This window comes from Thermocrispum municipale DSM 44069 (assembly GCF_000427825.1).
Taxonomy (GTDB): Bacteria; Actinomycetota; Actinomycetes; order Mycobacteriales; family Pseudonocardiaceae; genus Thermocrispum; species Thermocrispum municipale.
Genome location: NZ_ATYT01000005.1, coordinates 72,576 through 96,877, shown reverse-complemented (window position 1 = coordinate 96,877; position 24,302 = coordinate 72,576). Strand labels below are relative to the sequence as shown.

Below are 24,302 nucleotides of genomic sequence, written 5' to 3'. Positions count from 1 at the left end.
AGCGTATCCCGCCACCACGGGCAGCGCGGACGAAACGGTCAAACCTCCGAACACTCGCGTCACCAGGTGAGCCCGTGACCCAGCGGGTACAGCGTGGTGTCCGGGTCCTCCGCGCTCGGGATCGAGACCGGAAGCTTGCCCTTCGGGGACACCTCGCCGAACAGCACCCGGGCCAGCGACGGCGCCATGACCGGACTGTACGAGTAGGTGCTCACATACGTCGGGGCCTCGGGGAAGTACGCGATGTCGTACGGGTTGCGCACCGCCACCACGATGACCGGCTTACCGGTGGCCAACAGCGACTTGACCAGCTGGCGCTGTTTGCCGTCCGGATCGGTGTCCTTCAGGTCGGACGCGTTCATGGTCAGCACGACGGTCAAGTCGTTGGCCTTCGCCTTGGCCACCGCCTCGTCGATCTGCGCATCGGTCGGCTCGGCACCCGTCTCCAACGCCGAGGCGTTGGCGCCCCGCTTGGTGAACTCCTTGGCGACATCGGTGGTGGTTGCCGCGCCGTAGCCGGTGACCAGCACGTCCCTGGACTTCTTGGCCAGCGGCAGCGCGTCGTTCTCGTTGGCGACCACGGTCACCGACCGGTCGGTGACCCGCTTGGCGGTCGCCTGGTGGGACGGTGTGCCGACCAGCTTGTCGACCTTGTCCGGATCCACGTACGGGTCGTCGGCAATGCCCTTGGCGTACTTCAGCTCGAGAATGCGCTGCACGCTCTGGTCGATCCGCTCCTCGGTGATGCGGCCGGACTTCACCGCGTCCAGCACCGAGTTGTACGCCAGGTCCATGTCGTACGGCATCAGCAGCTGGTCGACGCCCGCTTCCAGCGCGCGCAGCGGGATCTCCTCGTCGCCGTACTTCTCCCGCACGCCGTCCATCCGCAGCGAGTCGGTGATCACGACGCCGTCGTAACCCAGTTCCTCACGCAGGATGCCGGTCAGGATCGGCTTGCTCAGCGTCGCCGGGTCCTCGCTCGGGTCCAGTGCCGGGACGACGATGTGCGCGGTCATGATCGAATCGACACCGGCCTTGACCGCTGCCTCGAACGGCGGCCGGTCGAGCTCGTCCCACTCCTGGCGCGAGTGGTCGATCTCCGGAATGCCGGTGTGGCTGTCGGTCTCGGTGTCACCGTGACCGGGGAAGTGCTTCGGGGTCGCGGAGATCTTCGCGTCGTGCTCGTAACCCCGCACGGCCGCCGTGGTCAGCTTCGCCGCGAGTTGCGGGTCGGAGGAGAACGACCGCACCCCGATCACCGGGTTCAGCGGGTTGACGTTGACGTCGGCGTCCGGGGCGTAGTTCTGATTCACCCCGAGCGCCTTGAGTTCCTTGCCGATGACCTTGGCCGAGGCGCGCGTGTCCGCTGTCTTGCCGTTCGCGCCGAGCGCCATGTTGCCCGGCATCGCGGTGAACGGCGGGCCCATGCGACTGACCAGCCCGCCTTCCTGGTCGGTGCCGACCAGCAGCGGGACCTCCGGGCCGTCCTCGAGCGCCGCCTTCTGCAGGCCGTTGGACAGCGTCGCGATCTGCTTCAGTTCGTTGGTCGGGTTGCTCCAGGCGAAGTAGATGACGCCGCCCAGGTGGTATTTCTGCACCACCTCGGCCGGAGTGGCCACGCCGTAGCTGTCCACGTTGCGCTGGTCCGGAGTGTTCGCGTCGCCGCCGTAGACCTCGGTGACGAACAGCTGGCCGACCTTCTCCTCCAGCGTCATCTCCGCCAGCTTCGCCGCCGCACGGTCGGCGGGCGAGGCAGCCGTGGGTGCCGCGGCGGCACCCGATGGCGCCATGACCGCCAACCCCGCGACGAGTACTGCGGACATGCCAAGAACACAACGGCGCCGACCACCGCGATGCGACATGAGCCCTCCCCAATCCGGTGACGCCTGTAGTGACGCCGCCACAGAAAGTTACGTATGCCACTCGATCAGGTCAAGGCTTCACGGCACAAACGGGTGGCAAGTGAAAAATCTGCGGGTGAAGGACGTCGATGCGGGCGCGGGCACGTCGAGTGCTCCGGACGCGAGACAGCCCACCGTCAAGCGAACAGGTCGGGCAGCGCGCAGGCAACCCGACGAAAGTCGTGACCGACGTTACACTCAATCGGGCGGCGCACGACGCCGCTCTCGGCATACCGTCACCGAGGGCATTTCGGCAGTACAGGTGGCGGCACCTCGGTGTCCCGCACACAGTTCTGCCCCACGCTGTCCGGGCCGAACCCGGCGCGCGAGAGTGCCCACCCGGTACGCCGGAACCCACCACTGCAACGGCGCTGTCGGCCGATCGCCACAGCGGGACGTCGACGAGGTGACACACCATGACCGAGCAGCATGCTGCACTGACCTACACGTCCTATCTCGCGCTCGACGAGGTGCTCAATGCGCAGCGACCCCGCTCCGACGAGCACGACGAGATGTTGTTCATCGTCATCCACCAGGTCTACGAGCTGTGGTTCAAGCAGCTGCTGCACGAGATGGATCACCTGCAGGCCAGGCTCGAAGCGGGCGACACCTCGCACGTGATCCGCACGCTGCGCCGGATCCTGACCATCCTCAAGGTCAACGTGGCGCAGATCGACGTGCTGGAGACGATGACGCCCAGCCAGTTCACCAGCTTCCGCGACCGGCTGGAGGCCTCCAGCGGCTTCCAGTCCGGACAGTTCCGTGAGTTGGAAGCGGTGCTCGGCAGGCGGGACACCGCCGTCTTCCGGCACTACCCGGAGGGCACCGCGGCGAGGGAGAACATCGCCGCCCGGATGTCCAAGCCCTCGTTGTACGACTCGTTCCTGCACTACCTGGCCAAGCACGGCTACGACGTGCCACACGAGATCCTGGCGCGGGACGTCAGCACGCCGTACCAGCCGTCGGAAAAGGTGCAGGACCTGTTGCTGCAGGTCTACCGGGACGACGAGAGCCCGGCCAACGTGTGCGAGCACATGGTCGACCTGGACGAAGGCGTGCAGGAGTGGCGCTACCGGCACGTGAAGATGGTGGAACGGACCATCGGCGAGAAGACCGGTACCGGCGGGTCCCCCGGTGCGGCCTATCTCCGCACCACCGTGGGCAAGCCGCACTTCCCCGACCTGTGGGCGGTGAGGAACCGGCTGTGACGCTGCACGTTCCCGCCGTGCAACTGGCAGATCTGCGCGGCACACCGAACGCCCTGGCCCCGCACTACTCGGCCTTCCGCGTCTCCGAACGCCTGCTGCTGACCGGGCACTCGCACCAGGCGTGGCCGGATGTCGCCGCGGAAGGGCTTACGGAGGCCTTCACCGACGCCGCCGAGCATGTCGACACCAAGTGGGACCGAGCCCAGGCCAAGGCCGATGTCGTGACGGGCCACTACTTGGCGCTGCTGGACGACGCGGGCGGCGACCTGGCGTTGGGCGCCAACACCCACGAGCTGCTGGTGCGGATGTTGTCCGCGCTGGACCTGCGCAAGCGGCCGCGGCTGGTCACCACCGACGGCGAGTTCCACACCGCGCGGCGGCAGTTCGGCAGGCTGGCCGAGGCGGGGTTCGAGGTCGTCCGCGTGCCTGCCGAGCCGGTCGACTCGCTCGCCGAGCGGCTGGCCGCCGCGGTGAACGACGAGACCGCCGTGGTGCTGGTGTCGATGGTGCTGTTCGAGACGGGCCGGATCGTGCCTGGCCTGGACACCACGATGGCCGCCTGCAGGCGCCACGGCGCTGAGTTGGTGGTCGACGTCTATCACGCACTGGGCGTCGTTCCGGTGTCGCTGCCCGAGCTGGGGTTGACCGACGCGTGGGTGGTCGGCGGCGGCTACAAGTACTTGCAGCTGGGAGAAGGCAACTGCTTCTTGCGCCTGCCGGCGCATGCGCAGTCGCTTCGACCGGTCGTCACGGGCTGGTTCGCCGAGTTCTCCGAGCTGGCCGAGGAGGCCGACCCGAACCGCACGGCGTATCCGGCGGGCGGAGCGCGGTTTGCCGGATCCACCTACGACCCGACCAGCCACTACCGGGCCGCGCGGGTTTTCCAGTTCCGCGAGGACCACGGCTTGCGGCAGCCGCTCCTGCGCACGGTCGCCCGGCATCAGCTCGGCGTGCTGGCCGAGGCGTTCGACGCGCTCGACCTGCCCGAGGAGGTCATCACCCGGGACCGCTCGGCGACGCTGGATCAACTGGGCGGCTTTCTCGCCTTGCGCAGCCCGCAGGCCGGCCGGATCTGTCGCGCGCTGGCCGACCGTGGGGTGTCGACCGACTCGCGAGGGGCGTACTTACGGTTCGGGCCCGCTCCGTATTTGTCGGACGCTCAGCTGCGCGATGCCATGCAAGCGCTCGGGGAGGTCATCGCGGCCGACACGTGGTCGTGACGCTGAGTCGGCGCGACCAACCGACGACCTCCTCCGTGGCGGCCGTGGCCGCGAGCCACCTTGGTCGGCGCGGCGACCAGCAAGACCCCATGCGCCTCGGCGCGACGTGACCCTTACTCGGTGCCGAGCGCCTCGACGCACGCGACGAGACCGCGAAGCAGCTGCTCCTGCTCGCCGTCGGACAGCGGCTCCAGCATGCGCCTCTCCACCGCGCGCACGACAGCGCTCGCCTCGCGATGCCGTTCCCGGCCGGCTGGAGTGAGTTCGGTCGGTCGGGCGCGGCCGTGCGGCGCGCTGTCCGGGCGGGCGACCAGGCCGCGCTCCTGCAGCCCACGCAACACCAGGTTCATCGACTGACGAGTCACGAACACCGCCCTGGCCAGCTCGGCGTTGGACAACCCCGGCCGCTGCGCGAGGACCTCCAGGCAGGAGTACTGCGGCACGGTCAGATCCAGCGGTCGCAGTGCGGCCTCCATGGCCGAGCGCAACGCGTTGGCCGCCCGTTTCAACACGTATCCCACCGACTCGTCCAGCGGTCCGAGCACCTCGCCTTGACTCATGTCAGCATTCTGACATACGCTGGTTGATGTCAACATGCTGACATTGAAGGGAGTACCGATGACCAGCCCGCAGAGCACGATCGAGATCACCGAGAACTCCGACCAGGTCACGCTGGTGAACGTCTTCACCGTCGATCCCGAGCGACAGGACGAACTGCTCGCCGCCCTGGACAAGGCCACCGAGGAGGTCTTCGTGGGCGTGCCCGGTTTCATCTCCGCCAACCTGCACACCAGCCTGGACGGCGGCCGGGTCATCAATTACGCGCAGTGGAGCAGCGAGCAGGCCTACAAAGAGGCGCTGAGCCGCCCCGACGTCCGGGAACACATCGGGCAGGCGGCCGCCATCGCGAAGAGCTACGACCCCACGCTGGTGCGCGTCCGCGCGATCCACCACGCGTAGCAGCGGCTGACGCCGCTGGCCGGCGCGTCACCGAACGTCGGCCAGCGGCCCCAGTGCCGTGGGGAGATCGAGGTCAGGATCGGCCAGCTCGTCGAGAGCGGCTGCGAGCACCTTCTCCTCGTAGCGGAAATGGGTCTCCATGACCGCGGAGATGCCATCCAGATGTTGGGTGACATCCGCCGACGTCGAGTCGCTGCTGTCCAGTACTTTCCGCAAACCGCCGAGCAGGTGGTCGATCATGCTGTGGTCCTGCAGCAGCGAATTGATCGCCTCGGCCAACTCCGGACGTTGACGTCGCAGGCGGGGGAACAACGCCTCCGCCTCGCCGCGATGGTGACCGTCCAACGCCGCACAGAACGCGCGACAGTACACCTGCAGGTCACGGGCGACATCGGCGTGAACGTCGACCGCATCCGCGGCGTCATCCAGCGCTTCGCGAACGACCTGCATGGCATCGCGGAGCCGGTGATGCACCGACGACAGCTCATGTCGCCAAGCGATCAGGCGGGCGCGCTCATCCACGGCGCATCACCGCCGGAACATCAATGATTTGAAGACAAACACCGGGCACGAAGACGTGCAACGGATTGACTACCTTTCGCTCCCGCGCCTCCATGCCTGACGCTGTCCGCCACCGGCACGCGACGCTGGCGTGGATGCTATCAGACCATCGGGTCGCGCGAGGGAAACTTCGGCGGCCGACGCTGCGCGAACGCCGCAAGGCCTTCGCGGGCGTCGGCCGACATGAAGGCCTTCTGCCCGTACAGCGCTTCGCTGTGGAACGCCTGATCCTGTGGCAGGTCACCGAGCCGGAGCACGGCCTCCTTGATGGTCTCCAGCGCCGTGCCGCTGCGGGTCGCCAGGCGATGGGCGCGCTCGAGCGCGGTGTCGAGCAGGGCAGGTGCTGGGACGACCTGGTTGAGCAGGCCGTACCGCAACGCGGTGGCGGCCGAGATGCGGTCCGCCTGCAGCATCAGCTCCATCGCCCACACGTACGGGATCTGCCTGGTCAGCCGGGTCAGCGTGCCCCCGGCGGGCACCACCCCGACGCCGCTCTCCGGCAGGCCGAACTCGGCGGTGTCGGCGGCGATACGGATGTCGGTGGACAGCATGATCTCGAAGCCGCCACCCAGGCACAGCCCGTTGATCGCGGCGATGACCGGTTTGAACAGCGTGGTGTGCTTCTGGTGCGCGGCGTCCCACTCGGAAATGTCGAACCGGCCCTCGGCCAGCGCCGGGATCGACTCGGTGAGATCGGCGCCCACGCAGAACGCGCGGTCACCCCGGCCGGTGAGGACCGCGACGGCGAGCGAATCGTCGTCGCGGACCTCCGCGAACGCCTCCCCCAGCTCGTCGTACATCGCCAGCGTCAACGCGTTGAGCTTGTCGGGCCGGTCGAAGTAGATGATGCCGACCGGCCCGTCGCGCTCCACGGTGATACCGCCCATCAGATGACCTTCTTCTCCCGCAGTTCGGCGATCCGCTGATCGTCCAGTCCGGCCAGTGCCCGCAGCACGGTGTCCGCGTGCTCGCCCACCTTGGGCGCCAGACCGCGCGGGTCGGTGGGCGTGCCGTCGAGCTTGATCGGCGAACCGAACATGCGCAATTGCCCGAACTCCGGATACTCGACGTCGACGATCATGTCGCGGGCGGCGATCTGCGGGTCCTCGACCACTTCGCGGATGTTCTTGATCGCGCTCAGCGGCACCGCGTCCCCGACGATCTCCTCCAGCTCGGCCTTCGTCTTGTCCTCGAACCACTTGTGCAGCACCGGCCGCACCCGCCGCTCGTAGACATCGGGATCGAACCGCTTGGCCATCGTGTCGATCTCCGGGTCCTCGGCCAGCTCCGGCTGCCCGAACAAATGACAGGACAGCCGCCAGAACTTGTCGGTGTAGCCGCCGAAGAACACGTACCCGTCCTTGCACGGGTACAGCTCGTACGGCTTGACGAACGGATGCTCGTTGCCCAGCGGCCCCGGCACCTTGCCGTCCACCGTGTAGGACACCACGGCGTTCTCGGTCAAGCTCAGCACCGAGTCCTGCTGAGAGATGTCCACCATCTGGCCCTCGCCGGTCTTCTCCGCGTGCCGGAGCGCCGCGAGCGTGCCGATGACCGCGTACATCGTGGCGGACAGGTCGCCGATGATCGTGCCGACCCGCACCGGCGGCCGGTCGGCGAAACCGTTGATCGACCACAACCCGCCCGCGGCCTGCGCACTGTTGTCGTACGCGGGCCGGCGGTTGTAGGGCCCGGTTTGGCCGTAACCGGAGATCGCGGTGTAGACCAGCCGCGGGTTCTCCTCGCGCAGCGTCCGGTAGCCGACACCCAGCTTGTCCATCGTGCCCGCCCGGAAGTTCTCCACCAGCACATCCGCCCGCCGGGCCAGCTGTTTGAGCACTTCCTTGCCCTCCGGCTGGGCCAGGTCCAGGGTCAGCCCGAGCTTGTTGCGGTTGAACTGCGCGAAGAACGCGCTGAACTCCTCACCCGTGCCGGATTTCAGCTTCGGCGGGAAGTCCCTGGCGTAGTCCGGGTCGTTCGGGTTCTCAATCTTGATCACGGTCGCGCCGAGGTCGGCGAGCAACATCGAGCAGAACGGGCCCGCCACCACCCGGGTGATGTCCAGCACCACCACGCCGCGCAGCGCACCCTTGGCGGGTACTCCGGGCAGCATCCGGGCGATGGCGTCGAAATCGTTGCCGGTCATGATCACTTCCCCGCTTCCGGCTCCACCCTGATGCAGGCCTCGAGCAAAGTCCCGCATTCGGGGCTGTAGTACTCGTCGATCAGCACGCGCTCGCCGTTGCTGCGCGGGCGGATCCGGACCCCGTGCTCGGCCAACCGGTCGGACGCCACATGCGTGACCTTGCGCGCGGCCGGACGCCAGTCGTCACCATCGCCCAGACGAGCGCCACTGGCCGGGACGAACCAGCCGTCGGCATCACGGCGCGGGGCCGACGCCCCTGCGGGGGCGGCCAGCACTTCGCGTGCGAGGTCCTGGCCGAGGCGGTTGCGGCGGATCTCGTTGCGAATTTGCTGCGTCGCGTCCTCGTCGACTTGCCCGTCGTTCAACACCACGCCGTAGGTCTTCCGCGCCACTTCCTCGGTCACATAGCCGTCGCGCACGTCGTCGGCGACCTTCTGCGGGTCACGCAGCAGCGGGTCGCCGTAGCCACCGCCGCCCGCGATCCACTGCACGAACACGTCGCCGGTACTGATCGAGACCGACTGCTGATTGATCTCCAGCAGTTGCTTCTCCTCGGCACTCAACACGTCCGGGTTCGGAATCCGCCCCTGGGACAGCAGCTGCTCCACGTCGGTGCGGCGCCAGACTTCATGGCCGCTTCCGCCGCCCGGCAGACCACCGCCGAATCCGTCCGCCACCACCTGCGAGCTGGGTGCGAACACCGTCTGCGTGACCTCGCTCGCGCCGTGCAGCGTCCACGCGAAACGCATCCCGAGGCCGCCGCGGTTCGCCCCGTGCCCGGCGCTGTCGATGTTGAGCTGCTTCCACAAGTACAGCACCGGATAGAGCATCTCGTTCATCTCGACATCCGGCAGCATGTTGTTGACCTGCGTCATCATGCCCGCGCAGTCCAGCCCGTCGCCGTCCGGCTGAGCGCCCGCGCCCATTCCGCCGCCGTCCATGTTGAACAGCACGAAGTACTCGCCCGCGTCGGTGTTGCCCGCCGAGATGCCGCCGGTCCACGAGTCGCCCCACACCCCCTGCGTGCGGTTGCGGACCAGCTCGTTGCCGCTGTTGTGGCACGCCTCGTTCATCAGCTTGGTGACCACGCGGCTGACCCGGGCACCGGTGGTCAGGTGCCCGTTGCTGATCGGGGCGGGCGGCCGCGGGTTCACGATCGAGCCGGGTTCGGCGATGATGTCGAACGCGGTCATCACGCCTTCGTTGAACGGCACGTCCCACGCCAGGATCGGCACGATGGCGGTGGCGACACTGCCGACCAGGGCGCCGTACGAACAGTTGATGAAGCCATCGGTCTGCTCGCTGGAGCCGGTGAAGTCGAACGTGATCTGGTCACCACGTTTGGTCATCTCGCACGCGACCCGGTACAGCTCGTCGACATGGCCGTTGTGCTCGGTCCACTCCTCGGCCCGGTACGTGCCGTCCGGGATGGCCCGGATGCGTTCCCGCACCACCTGCTCGGCCAGTTCGAACGACAGCCGGGTGTACTCGCGGAACGTCTCCAGCCCGAACTCCTCGATGGTGCCCAGCAACCGCCGGATACCGGTGTTGTTGCTGGCCACCAGGCTGCGTACGTCGTTCCAGTACAAATTGGGCACGCGCACGTTTCAACAGGATCCGGCGTACCCACTCCACCGGCTCGCCGCGCTCGAACACCTTGACGCCGGGCGGCAGCCGCAGCGCTTCGGCGTAGCAGTCATGCGCGCCGGGCGCGAAGCCACCGGGGGTCATGCCACCGACGTCGACCAGGTGAGCCTGTGACTGCGCCCAGCCGATCAGTTCATCGCCGTGGAAGATCGGCGAGATCACATTGGTGTCCGGCGGGTGGCTGGCCCCTGCGGTGTGCGGGTCGTTGCAGATGAACGCGTCGCCCGGCGCGAGCGGTTCGCCTTCGATCTCCTTCACCAGGTTCTGCACCGCGACGCTGCCGGAGCCGATGTGGAACTGCACATAGTCGGAGTAGGCGTAGATCCGGCCGGTCGGGTCGAACAGCGCGGTGTTGAAGTCACCGGCCTCGGTGATCACCGGGGAGCCGGACGAGCGGATCATCGCGATGCCCATTTCCTCCACGATGGAGTCCAGGCGCATGCGGATGACTTCCAGCGTGACCGGGTCGAATCCCTCGGGGAGCTTCAGCTGGGAGGTGGTCATGGGTCGTCTCCTTCACGGGCGCAGGGATCAGCGGTCGGCCAGGCGCAGCAGGAAGTCGCCGTCGTCGGTCAGCTCGACGGTGGCGCCGCTGGGGACGTAGACGGTGGTGTCCGGTTCTTCCAGCAGGCAGGGACCGTCAGCGCGGCCGAGCGCCCCGAACCCGCGGTGCACATCGATCTTCACGCGCTCACCGGTGTGCGGTTCCAGCACGACGCGGGTGCTGTGCTCGTGCCGTTCGTCGGTGATGTCGGCGCCGCGTCGCACGGCCTGCACGTCGCTGCGGCCGATGGCCCGGACGCGGGTGTTGACCAGCAGGATCTCGGCCTCGGTCCACGCGGTGCCGGTGCCGAACTCCTCCTCGTAGTCGGCGACGAAGCGTTGCCGGAGCATCTCCTTGTCGTCCTCGCCGAACGGGTGCGCGGGCAACCGCGTGGTCACCTCGAAGATCTGGCCGACGAACTTCATGTCCGCTTCGCGTTGCAGTTCGCGGCGATCCTCCGGGATGCCCTCGGCTTCGAACCACTTCTGCGCGCGTTCCTCGAGCGCGGCGAATTCCTTCTCCAGCACCTCGGCGGGCTGGTCCATCGTCCACGGGCTGGTCTGCACGGCGGAGAACACCGAGTCGGCGTGCATGAGCCCGTAAGCGGAGAAGACCGCGGCGTTACGCGGGATGACGACCTCCCGGACCCCGGCCTCCCCGGCGATGGCGGCGGCGAACAGGCCGCACGCGCCACCGAAGCCGACGAGCGTGAATTCGCGCGGGTCGTGCCCTCGGTTGACGGTGATCTTGCGCAGCGCGTTCGACATCTGCGAAGTGGCCAGCCGGTACACACCCTCCGCGGCGGCGTCCTCGCTGATCCCGAGCGGTTCGGCTACGTGCTTGCGCAGCGCTTCCCGCGCTTTCTGCTCGTACAGCGGGACCGTGCCGCCCAGGTAGTAGTCGGGGTTGATCAGGCCGAGCACCAGTGCGGCGTCGGTGACCGCGGGCCGGGTGCCGCCTTTGCCGTAGCAAGCCGGGCCCGGTGTCGAGCCGGCACTTTGCGGGCCGACTCGCAGCAGGTTCCGTCCGTCCACCCACGCCAGGCTGCCGCCGCCCGCGCCGATGGTCTCGATGTCCACCGCGGTCAGGCTGGTCGGCAGGCCGCCGATCTCGGCTCTCGGCAGCAGCCGGAACTCCTCGTCCAGGATGGCCGCGGCGTCCAGGCTGGTGCCGCCCATGTCCGCGGTGAGCACCCGGCGCCGCCCCAGCCGCTTGCCCAGCAGCCGCGCGCCGGTGACGCCGCCGACGGGGCCGGAGTTGAACATCGAGATCGGCGCCTTGCTGGTCTCCTCCACCGACAAAAACCCGCCGTGCACCTGCATGATCTGCACTCGGGCGCCCAGGCCCTTGCGGCGCAGATCATCCGCCAGGTGCTCGAAGTGCGAGGCCACCAGCGGTTTGACCGCGGCATCCAGTGCCGTGGTGACCGTGCGCTCGTATTCGCGGTAGACCGGGGTGAGACGGCTGGACAACGTGTACGGGATGTCCGGGTGGTGAGCGTCCAGGTACGCGCCGATCGCTTCTTCGTGGGCCGAGTTGCGGAACGACCACAGCAGGCACACCGCGATCGCTTCCGCTCCGGTGGCCAGCACCTTCTCGACCGCTTCGCCGATCGCTTCCTCGGTGAGCGGGACCAGGACGTTGCCGTGGGCGTCGATGCGCTCCGGTACCTCGACGATACGGCGCCGGTCCACGATGTCCGGCGGCGGCGTCATCTTGTGCGGGTCGCGTTCGTCGGTGCGGGCCGAGCGGGCGATGCGCAGGGTGTCCCGGAACCCTTGCGTGGTCAGCAGCCCCACCGCGGCATACTTCTGCTCGTCGACCGCGTTGGTGACGATGGTGTTGCCGAGGACGAACCGGTCGACCGCCGGGAAGAACTCCTCCTCGGTCATCCCCACCCGGTCCCGCAGCACGTCCAGGGCGCCGAGGATCCCGGTGGTGACGTCCTTGGTGGAGAACGCCTTGCCGCGGATCACGCGCCCGTCAACGATCGCCACGGCATCGGTGAATGTCCCACCGACGTCGATGCCAACGTGAAGCGCCATTGCTCACCGTCCCTCTCACCTGGGTTGGTGCTGCTTGCCGCCCCGGCGGGAAGGGTCTTTGTCCGCACCAACAGGGTTTCGAATTGCCCTGAAATTCCGCCATCCCAGCCACTGACGCTACGGTTGTCAACGAGCCGAGGCTATGTATCATCCGTCAACTATCCGCCGGAACTTCCTGTCCCATCGGCACAAGGGGCGTCATGCCGGACACCATCCCGGTCGCCAGCGTCGTCGCACTGCTCCAGGCCGCGTCCGCCGACCAAGAGATCGATGTGGACGGGCTGCTGTCCGAGCTGGACCTGCCCGACAACGTGGCGGCCAAGATCGCTTACGAGATGCGCAGGCTGCGCGCCAATTCGGACCGCTGGCGCCGCCGAGGGCGGGAACTGACCGCGCTGTTCTCGTCGGCGCGTGAGCTGGTGCAGTTGCGCGACGTCGACGAACTGCTGAACCGGCTGGTCGAGCGGGCGCACGACCTGATGGGCACCGATGTCACGTACTTGTCCGAGTTCGACCCGGACACCCGGGAGCTACGGGTACGCACCACGCTTGGGTCCATTTCGTCGGCGTTCCACGGCTTGCGCGTGCCGCCCGGCGTCGGGCTGGCCAGCCAGGTGGTCGAGGAACGCCGCCCATGCTGGACCTCGCGGTATGCCACATTGACGCAGGTCCCGCACGATTCGACCATCGATGCGGCGGTGAAGGCGGAGGGCCTGGTGTCGCTGCTCGGCGTCCCGCTGCTGGCCGATGACGAGGTGCTCGGCGTGCTGTTCGCCGCCAACCGCTTCGAGCACGCCTTCTCCCCCGAAGAGATCTCACTGCTGACCGCGTTCGCCGACCACGCCGCCGTGGTGCTGCAAACGGCTCGGCTCCTCGCGCGGGCGCGAGACGCTGCTGACCAGGCACGACAGGCCTATGGCGAGCTGTCCCGGCATGTCGAAGCGGTCGAACGGGCCAGTGAGGTGCACAACGAGCTCACCAATCTGATCTTGCAGGGTGGCGAGGCACCGGACGTTGCCGTGGCACTGGGCCGGGCGTTGCGGTGTCACGTGAAGTTGCTCGACGCCGACGACATCGGTGAGCCGCTGCGCGAAGCCGTCGACCGCAGCAGGCAGAGCGGCCGTTGCGTGGCCGTCGGAGACGACTCGTTCGTCGTTGCGGTGGTGGGAACGTCCGGGCTCACGGCGTTGCTGTTGGAGCAAGGCGAGGTCGACTTCGGGCCAACCGAGTTCCGCACCGCCGAGGGGGCCGCGCAGATCACCGCACTGCTCAATCTCAAGCACGAGGCGATGCTCGAGGCGCAGAAGCGGGTGCGCGGGGATTTGCTCGCCGACCTGCTGTCCGATTCGCCGGACCGGCGGGCGGACATCGACGCCCGGGCCCGTGCGCAGGGCATCAAGCTTGGCTCGCTGCGCTCGGTGGTGGTGCTCAGTGTGCCGTCGACCCATCGCCGGGACACGTTCCATGCGTTGCGGCCGATCGGCGGGCTCGCCGGCGGGCATGCGGAACACGTCGTCGCCCTCACCGGGGACACCGACCCGCACAAGGCGAGCAGGCGGGTGCATCGTGCGGTCCGCCGGGCGATCAACGGGCCGGTACTCGCAGTCGCCGCCCCGGTCGCCGATGTCACGGCCGACCTGCGGGAACAGGTGGATGCCGCGGCTGCGTGCCTGCGTATCCTGCCGTCTCTCGGGTTGACCGACACGGCCGTGACGACCGACGAATACCTCCCGTACACCGCTCTCTTCGGCCCTGGAGAGACGCGAGTGGAGGAGTTCGTGCGACGGGTCATCGGTCCGGTACTCGACTGGGACGCCGAGCACTCCGCCAAGCTGCTGCCGACGTTGGCCGCGTACTTGGAGAACAAGATGAGCCCGGTGGGTGCCGCCCGCGCCCTCCACCTGCACAAGAACACCGTGCTGCAGCGCATGGAACGGCTGACCCAGCTGCTCGGTCCGTCGTGGCAGGAGCCGGACTACCTGTTCCGGATCACCGTCGCGGTGCGGTTGGCGCGGTTGACCAAACGTCCATAAGTCACCGCCGAACCGTGGACGATCGGTACGTTCCGTGACGAGCTGGTGGCGATTAGCGTCCTTGCCCGTAGCTACCCGCGACAGGCCCACGAACAGGCAAGGACTCGACATGGCACCCACCAGCCGTATCCCAGGTCTTCGGGACCTTTCCGTTGCGGACCGGCGCAAAGCCGTGGCCGACGCGGCCGGTCTCGACCCGGCGGCCATCTCCGCTTTCGATCCCGCGCACGGCCTCACCAGTGAGCTGGCCGATCACATGATCGAGAACGTGGCCGGGATTCTCGGGCTGCCGATCGGCGTCGCGACGAACTTCGTGGTCAACGGCTCCGATGTGCTGGTGCCGATGGCGATCGAGGAAGCGTCCGTGGTCGCCGCGGCCAGCAACGCCGCCAAGGTGGCGCGGGTGCACGGCGGCTTCACCACGTCGTCCACGCCGCCGATCATGCAAGCACAGGTGCAGATCATCGGCATCTCCGACCCGGAGGCGGGCCGGGTGAGGCTGCTGGAGGCCCGCGACGAGCTGATCGAGCTGGCCAATGCGCAGGACCCGAAGCTGGTCGAGTTCGGTGGCGGGGTGCGGGACATCAGCGTCCGCTTGGTTCCATCGCGCGCCGGCACCTACGTCGTCGCACATCTTCAGGTCGACGTACGCGACGCCATGGGCGCGAACGCGGTGAACACGATGGCGGAGGCCGTCGCCTCGCGCGCCGCCGAGATCGCGGGCGGCAGGAGCTTGCTGCGGATCTTGACCAACAAGGCCGACATGCGGCTGGCGCGCGCCCGCGCGGTGTTCGACGCGGAGACGCTCGGCGGCCCCGAGGTCGTGGACAACATCATTCACGCCGCCGCACTGGCCGAATCCGATCCGTACCGGGCGGCCACGCACAACAAGGGCATCATGAACGGCATCACCGCGGTGGTGCTCGCCACGGGCAACGACACCAGGGCCGTGGAAGCCGGCGCGCACTCGCACGCGATCTCCCCGGACGGCCGCTACACGTCGTTGTCCCGGTTCGAGAAGGACGCCGACGGCAACGTCGCCGGGGTCCTGGAGTTGCCGATGCCGGTCGGCTTGGTCGGTGGCGCCACCAAGGTGCATCCGGCCGCTCAGGCGGCGATCAAACTGCTCGGCGTCACGACCGCCTCCGAACTGGCCGAGATCATCACGGCGGTCGGCCTGGCCCAGAACTTCGCCGCCGTGCGAGCCCTGGCCACGGAAGGCATTCAGCGCGGGCACATGTCGCTGCACGCCCGCAACATCGCGTCGTCGGTGGGTGCCACGCCGGATGAGGTCCCGGTGGTGGCCGCCCGGATGGTCGCGGACAAAAAGGTGCGGGTCGACTACGCCGAGCAGATTCTTGCCGAGGTACGGGCAGGTCGATGACGCGGTACGGACTCGAACGGCTGCCCGGGCTGCCGGAGTCGGTCACCATCTGCGAAGTCGGGCCACGGGACGGGCTGCAGAACGAGCCCGTCCCGGTGGACACCGGGGTGAAGGTCGAGTTCATCGAACGGCTCGCGGATGCCGGGCACACCGTCATCGAGGCGACGAGCATGGTCCACCCGAAGTGGGTGCCGCAGCTGGCCGACGCCGAACAGGTGCTCAACCGTGTGGATCGCCGTCCGGGTGTGCGGTATCCGGTGCTCGTGCCGAACATGCGTGGCCTGGAGCGGGCGCTGGGCCTGGGCGTCACCGACATCGCCGTGTTCGCCTCGGTCACCGAGAGCTTCGCCAAGGCCAATCTCAACCGGACGGTCGACGAGTCGCTGGAGATGTTCGCTCCGGTGATCGCCAAGGCACGTGAGTCGGACGTGCCGGTGCGTGGCTACCTGTCGATGTGCTGGGGCGATCCGTGGGAAGGCGAAGTGCCCGCAGACCAGGTCGTGCGCGTCGCTACGGCGCTGATTTCGCTCGGTTGCACCGAGCTCAGCCTGGGCGACACCATCGGCGTGGCCACACCGGGCCGGGTCGCCGCCCTGCTGCGAGCGCTGACCGCGGCCGGTGTCCCGATCGAGCGGATCGCGGTGCATTTCCATGACACCTACGGCCAAGGTTTGGCCAACACGCTGGTCGCGCTGCAACACGGCGTGACCACCGTGGACACATCGGCCGGTGGACTGGGTGGCTGCCCTTATGCCAAGAGTGCCACCGGGAATCTGGCCACCGAAGACCTCATCTGGCAGCTGGACGGGCTTGGTGTCGCGACCGGCGTCGACCTGGCGAAGCTGGTCGAGGCCAGCGTGTGGATGGCCGAGCAGCTGGGCAGACCGAGTCCGTCGGCGGTCGTCCGGGCTTTCCAGTCGTCCTAGCACCCACACGGTCGGCCGAGCTCGCGGACCGGCCGGCGAACAGACGACCGGAAGTTCCGCGGACGAGATCAAACGCGGACCGGACAATGCGATTTATGCGACCGAGTTCTTTTCCGGAAAGATCGCCCGGCTCTGGGTCGACTCGTTCGGTAAGGACCCGGGCTTCCCGTCCGGAACCAAGTAGCAGCCGCGCCCTCCCTTCCGCCCCGGTTGGTTCGCCGCATGTCGCGACGAACCAGCCGGGGTCTTGCTTGAGTTCGACCGTCGCCGTGGTCGCCTTGGCCGAGAGCGAGAACATGCCCTACGACCCGGGCCCGACGACGTTCAGCTGCCCCTCGTGGATGGAAGAGACCCATTCCCAGCCGGGCTCGAACGGCCCGCTGACCCGGGCATCAGCGAACCGCTGATCACCCCCGAGCGCCCGCACGTAAGCACGATCCCGGGCGATCCGGGTGCGTATCTCGGCTCCCTGCGCCACAGACCCATGACCGGGGACGACGACGTCTGCCGCAGCCGCCGCTTCCTCGATCAGCCGCAAGCCGTCGAGGTAGTCGCCGATCGGGTCCGGTCCTTCGAAATCAAGCATCGGCACGAACAGGTCCGACAGCATGTCCCCTGCCACCAGCACCCGCCGGTCCGCGATGACCAGCGCCGCGTGGCCTTCGGCGTGTCCGCGATGCTCGACGACCCGGATGCGTGGCCCGTCCCATGGAACGTGGCCGCCCGAGGGCAGTGCCGTGATGCGGCCGAACCCGTCCAGCGGAGGGTCGTCGAGAAGCTCAGGCGGCAGCATCGCGACGGCGCGCTCCCGCCAGTCCAGCTTGCTCAGGAATTCGCGCATAAAGGTCGCGCACCGGGCGGTCCCGTAACGCGGGACGTCGCCGAATTCCGCATACCACTGCACGTGGTCCCAATCGGGATGGGTAGCGAACCCGGCGACCACCGGCTGCCCTAGCTCTCGGAGATCACGCGCGAGACAGCGCAGCTCGTCACGACTGGTGCCCGGATCAACAAGCAGCACACCGTCATCGCCCTGAACGACCGTGGTGTTGTTCCTCAGCAGCTGGCTTTGGTGGACGAACACGCCTTCGGCGATCTGCTCGAGCATGGCGCCTCCTCTGGTTACCGGAGTAGACGCGGGTCCCCGCGAGAACTCATCGCCACACGGGCGCCTACCCCCCGACCGTCCGTCCACACCGCGACGTTGTGGGCCACGAAGCTCGAGAAGGACACCGGCGCCCTGCCGATGAGGTGCTGGAGATCCGGGGTCGTCCGGTCCTCGGCGCCTTGGGCGACGGCCACGTCCATGGCCGCGAGAGTCTTCGCATGTGTCTCACCGAGGCCCGCTGACATATGCCGGGCGACCAGCTCCTCAGCGCTTATCTGCTCATGCGTGACAGTGAACCCGACCGCTGCGCTGATGCGGGCGGCCACCTGGTCGTAGCTGAGCGCCTCGGCGCCGGTGAGCACGAAGTCCGTGTTCGGCGCCTGGGCGGCCGTCAGCACCGTGGCGGCCGCCTCGGCGATGTCGTCAGCACTGATGAAAGGGATACGTCCGGTGCCTGCGGCGGTATAGATCGCGTGCTCGTCGCGGATGGTGGCACGGTGCTGGCCCTCCGAGAAGTTCTGCATGAACCACGAGGGGCGCAGGACGGCCCACTCCGCAGCCGACGAGGCCAGCCACTGGTGGACCTGTCCCATGCCCGGGCCACCGGCTTCCACCAGCGACGCGCTGAGCAGGACGAATCGGGTCACACCCCGTGCCATTGCGGCCTCGACGAACTCGATCACCACAGAGACCGGGTCGGCGATGCCGCTCGGTGCCACGAGATACGCCGAGCCGACCCCGTCAACGGCGGCGTCCCATGTGCTGCGGTCGGTCCAGTCGAAGTGGACGCGGCCCTGCCCCGGTCGCCGCGACGCCGCACGAGCAGGCACACCACGTGCGCGCAGTGCCATGAGCAACCGCCGCCCTGTCTTGCCCGTCCCCCCGGTCACCAACACCGGGCGGCTCATGCCAAGGCCTCCGCCGAGACAACGGGATTCCAGTACTCCCGGTAGTGGGCCAGCTTGCCGTCGCGCAACTGTGCCACGACGACGTACTGCTGGTGGTACGGCTTGCCCGTCCCGCTCGCGCGTCCGCGGATCGCCAACTCCGCGATCACGGTGTTCGGGTCCAGGCACTGGTGGATCTCCATCCGGTCCACACCCTCGATCGAGAACCGCGAGGGGAACCGCGTCATGTAAGCGAGGATCTCCGCCTTTCCCTCGAGCCGCTTCGGGCGACCCTCGGCGGCGAACGGGAACTCGCAGATCCCGTCGTCGGCCCAGAGCTCGATCCACTCGTCGAACCGGTGGGCGAACAGCAGCGACCGGTAGCGCTGCAGCACGGCCAGGTTGGCCTGTCGGATCTCGTCGTCGGTCACCGCTGAGTCGTCCTTCCTGCCGGGGTGAACCGTGGGTACTATCCGGACTGCAAGTCCGGATATCGACCACTATACGGACCAGTGGTCCGTTTAGCCAACGGTGGAGCACGACGTGACAGGCAAGGAGCGGGCCGACGCGGCACGCAACCGGCGCGCCATTCTGGACGCCGCCGACCGGCTGTTCGCCGAGTCGGCCGACCCGCACACGGTGTCCATGAACGACATCGCGGCGGCGGCCGGGGTGGGCAAGGGAACCCTGTTCCGCCGGTTCGGCGACCGGACGGGTTTGATCAGGCAGGTCTACGCGGCACGGCTGGCACCACTACGCGACCGGATCGAGAACGGTCCCCCGCCGCTGGGGCCGTCGGGCACGCCGCGGGAGCGCATCGTGGCGATCATCGACGCGATCGCGGCGATCAAGCTCGAGAACGCGCACCTGATGATCGCGCTCGAGGAGGGCGGCACACCCGCGCACCGGTTGCACGAGTCGGCCGACTACGTGGCCGTCCACGAGCTCCTCACCGACCTCGTCACCGCATCCGGCGGCGGGGTGCACGCCGGATGGGTCGCACACGTGCTGCTGGCCGCAGTACGCGCGGATCTCCTTCAGCACATGGCCTCCGTGGAGAAGCGCAGCCCCGCCGAGATCCGAGCGAACCTTCAGGCATTCACCACACACACCCTGTCGCTCCGGTTGCCCGACGACACCTGAGCGGCCGGCCGGATCGACACAGGCCCGCTACGCCTTCGTGGGGGCCATGCGTTGCAACCAGTAGTTGATGACCTCGTCCGAACGCTCGGCGTCATCGCGCAGCACACTGGTGACGGCAAGGCCGCGCAACAGTACGACCAGCGAATTGAAAGCGACCCGAGTCTGCCGCGAATCGTCGTCCCCAAGGGCGCGGGTGAAGATGTCGCGCAGCTCCCTGCCGAGCCGCCGCTCCGCCGGGATCAACGCTTCGCGCAGCTCGGTGTCGGTACGCGAGCTCATCCACAGCTCGAGTGCCGCCACGAACGGCGGGCCAGACATCGCATCCTGAATCGCGTTCACCACCTGTGCAAATGCCCGTGGCCCCGGCTCGATCCCGTCGACCGCGGCGTGCAGTGCTTTCAGCCGCTCGTCGGCGATGAGATGGATGGCGGCGACGAGCAATTCCGCCTTGGACGCGAAGTGGTGGAGCAGCGCGCCGCGCGACAAATTCGCCCGCTCCTGCACTCGTTGGGTCGTCGTTCCGGCGTAGCCGTAATCCACCAGGCACGCAACGGCCGCGTCGAGGAGCTGACGACGAGTCCGCTCACGTTGCTGGATGCGCAATGACGTCACGCGATCGAGCCTAACGGACACCGCGCATTGACAGGCCGTCCGAACGGACTGTTAAATCTGAGCCACCTCTCACATCGGAGGTCCTCGATGAAGAGCCTTGCTCGGGTACTCGCCGATGCCACCGCACGCGATCCGCTGCCGACGGATCGCTTCAGTCGGTGGCCCACCGATGGCGGCGCGACACCGCAGCGGATGCCCTTGCCCTGCTCGGCAAGGCGCCGGGTTCGGCATCGATCAGCGCGCCGGCCTGGCGCCGATCCGATTGACCCACGAGCACAGAAGAGGGAGACGGCATGGAGCAGGATCGCGAAGACATCGTCCGGTACGAAGTTGCCGGGCGAAAGGCGTACCTGACGCTGAACCGGCCGGAACGGCTGAACGCGATCACCCACGAGATGGCCGCGGCAATCAAGTCCGCGGTCGAGCGCGCAAACGACGACCCAGCCGTCCACGTGATCATCGTCCAGGGTGCGGGCCGTGCCTTCAGCGCGGGCTACGACCTGCATCGGTACGCCGAGGAGGGCGACAGCCTGCAGCCGCCGGTGTGGGACCCCATCAAGGACTACCGGCTGATGAAGACCAACACCGAGAACTTCTTCAGCCTGTGGCGGTCCCTCAAACCCACCATCGCGAAGGTGCGCGGGTACGCCGTGGCCGGCGGCAGCGACATCGCGCTGTCGTGCGACCTGGTGGTGATGGCCGACGACGCGCGCATCGGCTACATGCCGGCACGGGTGTGGGGCTGCCCCACCACGGCGATGTGGGTCTACCGGCTCGGCGCGGAGAAGGCCAAGCGCATGCTGCTCACCGGCGACACCATCGACGGCCGAACCGCGGCCGAGTGGGGCCTGGTGCTGGAGTCGGTCCCGGACGACGAACTCGACGACGCGGTCGAGAAGCTGGCCGACCGCATGGCCGGTGTGCCGGTCAACCAGCTGGTGATGCAGAAACTCATGATCAACCAGGCCTACGACAACATGGGGCTGCAGGGAACGCAGATCCTGGCCACTCTGTTCGACGGCATCGCACGCCACTCGCCGGAAGGGCGCTGGTTCCAGGAACTCGCCGCGACCCACGGTTTCGACGCGGCCGTGAAGTGGCGCGATTCCGGGCGATGGATCCCGGAAGGCGGAGGAGAGGTACCGGACGAGTCCGAACTTGTGGAGGAGGACTGACATGTCCCTCACGACTTCCGCTGTGCCTGCCAGCACCGACGAGAAGATCTTGGACCTGACCACCGGAGACGTACTCGTCCAGGCGGCTCGGGACTGCGGTGAGCGCCGCGCGCTGATCGCTCTCGCGCCACAGGCGCAGCCGCGCACGTGGACGTATGCCGAGCTCCTCGAGGATGCACGGCGCGCGGCGCATTGGCTGCTCGGCCGGTTCACGCCCGGCGACCGCATCGTCGTCTGGGCGCCCAACGATCCGGAGTGGGTCATCCTGCAGTACGGCGCGGCGATGGCCGGCCTGGTCCTCGTCACGGCGAATCCCGCGCTCCGGGCAGGCGAGCTGGAGTACATCCTGCGGCAGTCGGAAGCCGTCGGGATCGCCTACAGCGACGAGTTCCGCGGAACCGACATGGCCGCCATCGCCGAGGAGGTCCGCGCCCGGGTTCCCGCGGTACAGCAGGTGGTGCGCTTCCGCGACTGGTACGAGCAGCTGCAAGCCGTGACCGATGTGGACCGCGAGCTGCCCCACGTCGATCCCGGCTCGGCGGCCCAATTGCAGTACACCTCCGGAACCACGGGCTTTCCGAAGGGGGCGCTGCTGCATCATCGCGGTCTAGTCACGAATGCGCATTACGTGCACCGGCGCGCCCAGTTCCCACGGCACGGCATCTGGGTGACGCCGCTTCCCCTGTTCCACACCGCAGGCTGCGGACTGTCCGTCCTCGGCAACGCGATCAGCCGGGGAACCCTCGTGCTGTGCCGCCAGTTCGACCCCAAGCTGGTGCTCAACGCCCTGCAGGACTGGAAGGCCGACGTCTACGCAGGTGTCCCCGCGATGTACGTCGGACTGCTCAGTTACCCGGAGTTCAGCTCCTACGACTTGTCGTCGGTCACCGTGACGATGTCCGGCGGCGACGCGGTCCCGCCGGAACTCATCGCCCAGGTCGAGGAGAAGTTCGGGGCGCGATTCTCGACCGTCTACGGCCAGACCGAGCTCAGCCCGATCGTCACCCAGACCAGCCCGGACGACCCCGACGAACAGCGCCGCAACACGGTCGGCCGCCCGCTGTGGAACGTCGAGCTCAAGATCGTCGACCCGTCCGACGGGAGCACCGTCCCGGTCGGCACGGAGGGCGAGATCTGCGCGCGCGGCTACCAGACGATGCTCGGGTACTTCCAGATGCCGGAGGAGACCCGGAAGACGATCGACGCCGACGGGTGGCTGCACACCGGTGACCTCGGCGTTCTCGACGAGGATGGCTACCTCCGCGTCACCGGCCGCATCAAGGACATGATCATCCGCGGCGGGGAGAACATCTATCCGCGGGAGATCGAGGCGGTCCTGGCCACCCATCCCCAGGTCGGAACCGCCATCGTGGTGGGCCTGCCGGACGAGCAATGGGGTGAGGTCGTCGCGGCCGCCATCCAACCGAAGGACGAGCGTGCGGTGCCGACCAAGGACGAGTTGCACGCGTTCGTGCGCGAGCGGCTCGCCCCGGCCAAGACGCCCAAGCACTGGTACCTCGCGTCGCAGCTACCCACCAATGCCATGGGCAAGCTGCAGAAATTCCGGGTCCGCGACCAGATCCTGGACGGCCAACTCACAGCGCTGGAGTGAACTGGACCGTCACCGCCTGGCGCCGAGGTGATCCAGAACCTGGCAGTCACCGCACAGCGCTGGGGTGAACCAGCCAGTCACCGCACAGCGCTGGGTGCGCGACGCGGTCGGGCGTGCCACGCCCGACCGCGGCCGCCGCCCCGATGCCGGGCGGCCGGCGCCGTGGTGCGCTGCCGGATCGTGCCGGATGCCACCTAGTCGGATTGTGCCCGCGTCACCACCTGGTCCTTCACCGCGAGCCATGCCAGTGCCGCGCACCCGACCGCGACCGCGGCGAAGACCGCCGACTGCCCCAAGGAGTCCGACCGCGAGCCACCTATCACCGCGCCGACGACAGCACACGCGGATGCCGCCGCCACGGTGGCGGGACGAGCAGCGAACGTCGGCGCCACGGTGGGCCGCAGCCACAGCGCGAGCCGGTACGCGATGCACACCAGCAGGGTGGAGCCCACCACGTCGCTGGGCCGATGGTGGAGGGTGGCTTGCACGGCGCCGGCGACCATGGCCAGCCAAGCCGCCCCGACTACCAGAAGCCACGGCCGCAGCCGTTCCGGCACGGCGAACAAGGCCGCCACAACCAGCGCGGACGCCACCGCGGCATGACCGCTGGGGAAACTCGGCTCGACGAAGTAAACCGGTGCGTTCACCAGATCCGGCCGGGGCAGAACTTGTCCGAGCACTTCGGCGGCCCCGATCGCGGCACCCGCGACACAGACCGCGGCCGCTCCCTGCCACCAGCACCGCCGCACCAGGGTGAGCAGCACAAGCACGAGCAGCCCCACCGCCGCTGTCGGCAGCGCGAGCTCACCCAGCGGGGGAAGCGTCGGCCCGGTAGCGGAATAGGCACCCGAGAACTCGTGTATCCAGGCCGGCTTGCTCCCGTTCTCACTCGACAACACGGCGTTCTCGATGCGCTGCCCGATCGGGGTGCAGACAGCCAGCAGATACAAGACGAGAAAACCGAGCAGGAAAAGCACGAACGGCACAGAGGCCCTGCCGGGTGCGCTGCGCGCCGGAAGCGCTACGTCGCGAGCACGGTCAGCTGATGGGTTGTGAGGCATTCCGTCTTCTTCTCTCGGATTCGGCGAGGACCGGCACGGCAGGCACCGATCATGGTGGGCTCGACGAGCAACCATGGTGGCACCGGCTGTGCCACCACAACCGGACGCGCCGACTACCACCTGGTCGAG

At 68.1% G+C, this 24,302-nt stretch carries 20 protein-coding genes and 1 pseudogene; 9 read left to right on the top strand and 12 right to left on the bottom strand.

What is annotated here, in order from left to right:
* Positions 1-59 precede the first annotated feature (59 nt).
* A complete protein-coding gene (locus tag YWM_RS0105705) occupies positions 60-1,823 on the bottom strand; it encodes a glycoside hydrolase family 3 protein (RefSeq protein WP_052344599.1) in 1,764 nt (587 codons plus the stop codon).
* A gap of 494 nt (positions 1,824-2,317) precedes the next feature.
* On the opposite strand from YWM_RS0105705, the gene YWM_RS0105700 reads away from it, so the two are divergent.
* Together YWM_RS0105700 and YWM_RS0105695 are read left to right on the top strand one after the other, a co-directional pair.
* Positions 2,318-3,109: a tryptophan 2,3-dioxygenase gene (locus YWM_RS0105700; RefSeq protein ID WP_028849901.1), complete on the top strand. Its 792-nt coding sequence runs from the start codon at positions 2,318-2,320 to the stop codon at positions 3,107-3,109.
* On the top strand, positions 3,106-4,329 hold the full coding sequence (locus YWM_RS0105695) for an aminotransferase class V-fold PLP-dependent enzyme (RefSeq protein WP_245565933.1): 1,224 nt from the start codon (positions 3,106-3,108) through the stop codon (positions 4,327-4,329). Before YWM_RS0105700 ends, YWM_RS0105695 begins: the two co-directional genes overlap by 4 nt.
* Before the next feature lie 113 nt (positions 4,330-4,442).
* Here the strand turns inward: YWM_RS0105695 and YWM_RS0105690 are convergent, their stop codons facing one another.
* Positions 4,443-4,889 carry a MarR family winged helix-turn-helix transcriptional regulator gene (locus tag YWM_RS0105690; protein ID WP_028849899.1) on the bottom strand — a complete coding sequence of 149 codons (447 nt, stop codon included), beginning with the start codon at positions 4,887-4,889 and terminating at the stop codon, positions 4,443-4,445.
* Between the two features lie 58 nt (positions 4,890-4,947).
* Between YWM_RS0105690 and YWM_RS0105685 the strand changes: the two genes are divergently transcribed.
* Positions 4,948-5,289, top strand: a complete 342-nt coding sequence (locus YWM_RS0105685) for an antibiotic biosynthesis monooxygenase family protein (RefSeq protein WP_043659838.1) — start codon at positions 4,948-4,950, stop codon at positions 5,287-5,289.
* Positions 5,290-5,316: 27 nt separating this feature from the next.
* On the opposite strand, the gene YWM_RS0105680 is transcribed toward YWM_RS0105685, so the two are convergent.
* The 5 genes and pseudogenes from YWM_RS0105680 to YWM_RS0105660 all read right to left on the bottom strand — a co-directional run bounded on the left by YWM_RS0105680 (position 5,317) and on the right by YWM_RS0105660 (position 12,232).
* Positions 5,317-5,811 carry a hemerythrin domain-containing protein gene (locus tag YWM_RS0105680; protein ID WP_028849897.1) on the bottom strand — a complete coding sequence of 165 codons (495 nt, stop codon included), beginning with the start codon at positions 5,809-5,811 and terminating at the stop codon, positions 5,317-5,319.
* Positions 5,812-5,951: 140 nt separating this feature from the next.
* Positions 5,952-6,737, bottom strand: coding sequence for an enoyl-CoA hydratase/isomerase family protein (locus YWM_RS0105675; RefSeq protein ID WP_028849896.1), 786 nt, complete (start codon positions 6,735-6,737; stop codon positions 5,952-5,954).
* Positions 6,737-7,996 carry a CaiB/BaiF CoA transferase family protein gene (locus YWM_RS0105670; RefSeq protein ID WP_084612225.1) on the bottom strand — a complete coding sequence of 420 codons (1,260 nt, stop codon included), beginning with the start codon at positions 7,994-7,996 and terminating at the stop codon, positions 6,737-6,739. The genes YWM_RS0105675 and YWM_RS0105670 overlap by 1 nt, the downstream gene beginning before the upstream one ends.
* Before the next feature lie 2 nt (positions 7,997-7,998).
* Positions 7,999-10,057, bottom strand: a pseudogene (locus tag YWM_RS22375) (hydantoinase B/oxoprolinase family protein).
* A gap of 117 nt (positions 10,058-10,174) precedes the next feature.
* A complete protein-coding gene (locus tag YWM_RS0105660; RefSeq protein WP_028849894.1) occupies positions 10,175-12,232 on the bottom strand; it encodes a hydantoinase/oxoprolinase family protein in 2,058 nt (685 codons plus the stop codon).
* Between the two features lie 200 nt (positions 12,233-12,432).
* On the opposite strand from YWM_RS0105660, the gene YWM_RS0105655 reads away from it, so the two are divergent.
* From YWM_RS0105655 to YWM_RS0105645, 3 genes are all read left to right on the top strand, one after another.
* On the top strand, positions 12,433-14,265 hold the full coding sequence (locus YWM_RS0105655) for a helix-turn-helix domain-containing protein (RefSeq protein ID WP_028849893.1): 1,833 nt from the start codon (positions 12,433-12,435) through the stop codon (positions 14,263-14,265).
* Positions 14,266-14,326: 61 nt separating this feature from the next.
* A complete protein-coding gene (locus YWM_RS0105650; protein WP_342664928.1) occupies positions 14,327-15,649 on the top strand; it encodes a hydroxymethylglutaryl-CoA reductase, degradative in 1,323 nt (440 codons plus the stop codon).
* Entirely contained in the window at positions 15,646-16,575 is a 930-nt protein-coding gene (locus tag YWM_RS0105645; protein ID WP_028849891.1) for a hydroxymethylglutaryl-CoA lyase, read from the top strand. Before YWM_RS0105650 ends, YWM_RS0105645 begins: the two co-directional genes overlap by 4 nt.
* A 301-nt stretch (positions 16,576-16,876) precedes the next feature.
* Here the strand turns inward: YWM_RS0105645 and YWM_RS0105640 are convergent, their stop codons facing one another.
* From YWM_RS0105640 to YWM_RS0105630, 3 genes are read right to left on the bottom strand one after another with little or no spacing between them, the layout of a single operon-like run.
* The gene (locus YWM_RS0105640) at positions 16,877-17,683 is read right to left on the bottom strand and encodes an MBL fold metallo-hydrolase (protein ID WP_028849890.1); all 807 of its coding nucleotides are present in this window, start codon (positions 17,681-17,683) and stop codon (positions 16,877-16,879) included.
* Between the two features lie 14 nt (positions 17,684-17,697).
* Complete coding sequence (locus YWM_RS22370) at positions 17,698-18,591, bottom strand: ergot alkaloid biosynthesis protein (protein ID WP_084612203.1); 894 nt, start codon at positions 18,589-18,591, stop codon at positions 17,698-17,700.
* On the bottom strand, positions 18,588-19,001 hold the full coding sequence (locus YWM_RS0105630; RefSeq protein ID WP_043659836.1) for a nuclear transport factor 2 family protein: 414 nt from the start codon (positions 18,999-19,001) through the stop codon (positions 18,588-18,590). Before YWM_RS0105630 ends, YWM_RS22370 begins: the two co-directional genes overlap by 4 nt.
* 112 nt (positions 19,002-19,113) lie before the next feature.
* Here YWM_RS0105630 and YWM_RS0105625 point away from each other — a divergent pair, with 112 nt between their 5' ends.
* On the top strand, positions 19,114-19,713 hold the full coding sequence (locus YWM_RS0105625) for a TetR/AcrR family transcriptional regulator (RefSeq protein WP_028849888.1): 600 nt from the start codon (positions 19,114-19,116) through the stop codon (positions 19,711-19,713).
* A gap of 27 nt (positions 19,714-19,740) precedes the next feature.
* Here YWM_RS0105625 and YWM_RS0105620 read toward each other — a convergent pair whose 3' ends face one another.
* On the bottom strand, positions 19,741-20,316 hold the full coding sequence (locus YWM_RS0105620; protein WP_211232438.1) for a TetR/AcrR family transcriptional regulator: 576 nt from the start codon (positions 20,314-20,316) through the stop codon (positions 19,741-19,743).
* Between the two features lie 302 nt (positions 20,317-20,618).
* Between YWM_RS0105620 and YWM_RS0105615 the strand changes: the two genes are divergently transcribed.
* Together YWM_RS0105615 and YWM_RS0105610 are read left to right on the top strand one after the other, a co-directional pair.
* Positions 20,619-21,500: a crotonase/enoyl-CoA hydratase family protein gene (locus YWM_RS0105615; protein WP_028849886.1), complete on the top strand. Its 882-nt coding sequence runs from the start codon at positions 20,619-20,621 to the stop codon at positions 21,498-21,500.
* Between the two features lies 1 nt (position 21,501).
* Positions 21,502-23,112, top strand: coding sequence for a class I adenylate-forming enzyme family protein (locus YWM_RS0105610; RefSeq protein ID WP_028849885.1), 1,611 nt, complete (start codon positions 21,502-21,504; stop codon positions 23,110-23,112).
* A 194-nt stretch (positions 23,113-23,306) separates the two neighbouring features.
* Here YWM_RS0105610 and YWM_RS22365 read toward each other — a convergent pair whose 3' ends face one another.
* Positions 23,307-24,098 carry a phosphatase PAP2 family protein gene (locus YWM_RS22365; protein WP_156914665.1) on the bottom strand — a complete coding sequence of 264 codons (792 nt, stop codon included), beginning with the start codon at positions 24,096-24,098 and terminating at the stop codon, positions 23,307-23,309.
* Between the last annotated feature and the right edge of the window lie 204 nt (positions 24,099-24,302).

What these genes read in the sequence shown, in the direction of transcription:
- YWM_RS0105705 (WP_052344599.1), bottom strand. Translation starts at nt 1,823, where the DNA reads ATGTCCGCAGTACTCGTCGCGGGGTTGGCGGTCATGGCGCCATCGGGT.
- YWM_RS0105700 (WP_028849901.1), top strand. Translation starts at nt 2,318, where the DNA reads ATGACCGAGCAGCATGCTGCACTGACCTACACGTCCTATCTCGCGCTC.
- YWM_RS0105690 (WP_028849899.1), bottom strand. Translation starts at nt 4,889, where the DNA reads ATGAGTCAAGGCGAGGTGCTCGGACCGCTGGACGAGTCGGTGGGATAC.
- YWM_RS0105685 (WP_043659838.1), top strand. Translation starts at nt 4,948, where the DNA reads ATGACCAGCCCGCAGAGCACGATCGAGATCACCGAGAACTCCGACCAG.
- YWM_RS0105675 (WP_028849896.1), bottom strand. Translation starts at nt 6,737, where the DNA reads ATGGGCGGTATCACCGTGGAGCGCGACGGGCCGGTCGGCATCATCTAC.
- YWM_RS0105670 (WP_084612225.1), bottom strand. Translation starts at nt 7,996, where the DNA reads ATGACCGGCAACGATTTCGACGCCATCGCCCGGATGCTGCCCGGAGTA.
- YWM_RS0105660 (WP_028849894.1), bottom strand. Translation starts at nt 12,232, where the DNA reads ATGGCGCTTCACGTTGGCATCGACGTCGGTGGGACATTCACCGATGCC.
- YWM_RS0105655 (WP_028849893.1), top strand. Translation starts at nt 12,433, where the DNA reads ATGCCGGACACCATCCCGGTCGCCAGCGTCGTCGCACTGCTCCAGGCC.
- YWM_RS0105645 (WP_028849891.1), top strand. Translation starts at nt 15,646, where the DNA reads ATGACGCGGTACGGACTCGAACGGCTGCCCGGGCTGCCGGAGTCGGTC.
- YWM_RS0105640 (WP_028849890.1), bottom strand. Translation starts at nt 17,683, where the DNA reads ATGCTCGAGCAGATCGCCGAAGGCGTGTTCGTCCACCAAAGCCAGCTG.
- YWM_RS22370 (WP_084612203.1), bottom strand. Translation starts at nt 18,591, where the DNA reads ATGAGCCGCCCGGTGTTGGTGACCGGGGGGACGGGCAAGACAGGGCGG.
- YWM_RS0105615 (WP_028849886.1), top strand. Translation starts at nt 20,619, where the DNA reads ATGGAGCAGGATCGCGAAGACATCGTCCGGTACGAAGTTGCCGGGCGA.
- YWM_RS0105610 (WP_028849885.1), top strand. Translation starts at nt 21,502, where the DNA reads ATGTCCCTCACGACTTCCGCTGTGCCTGCCAGCACCGACGAGAAGATC.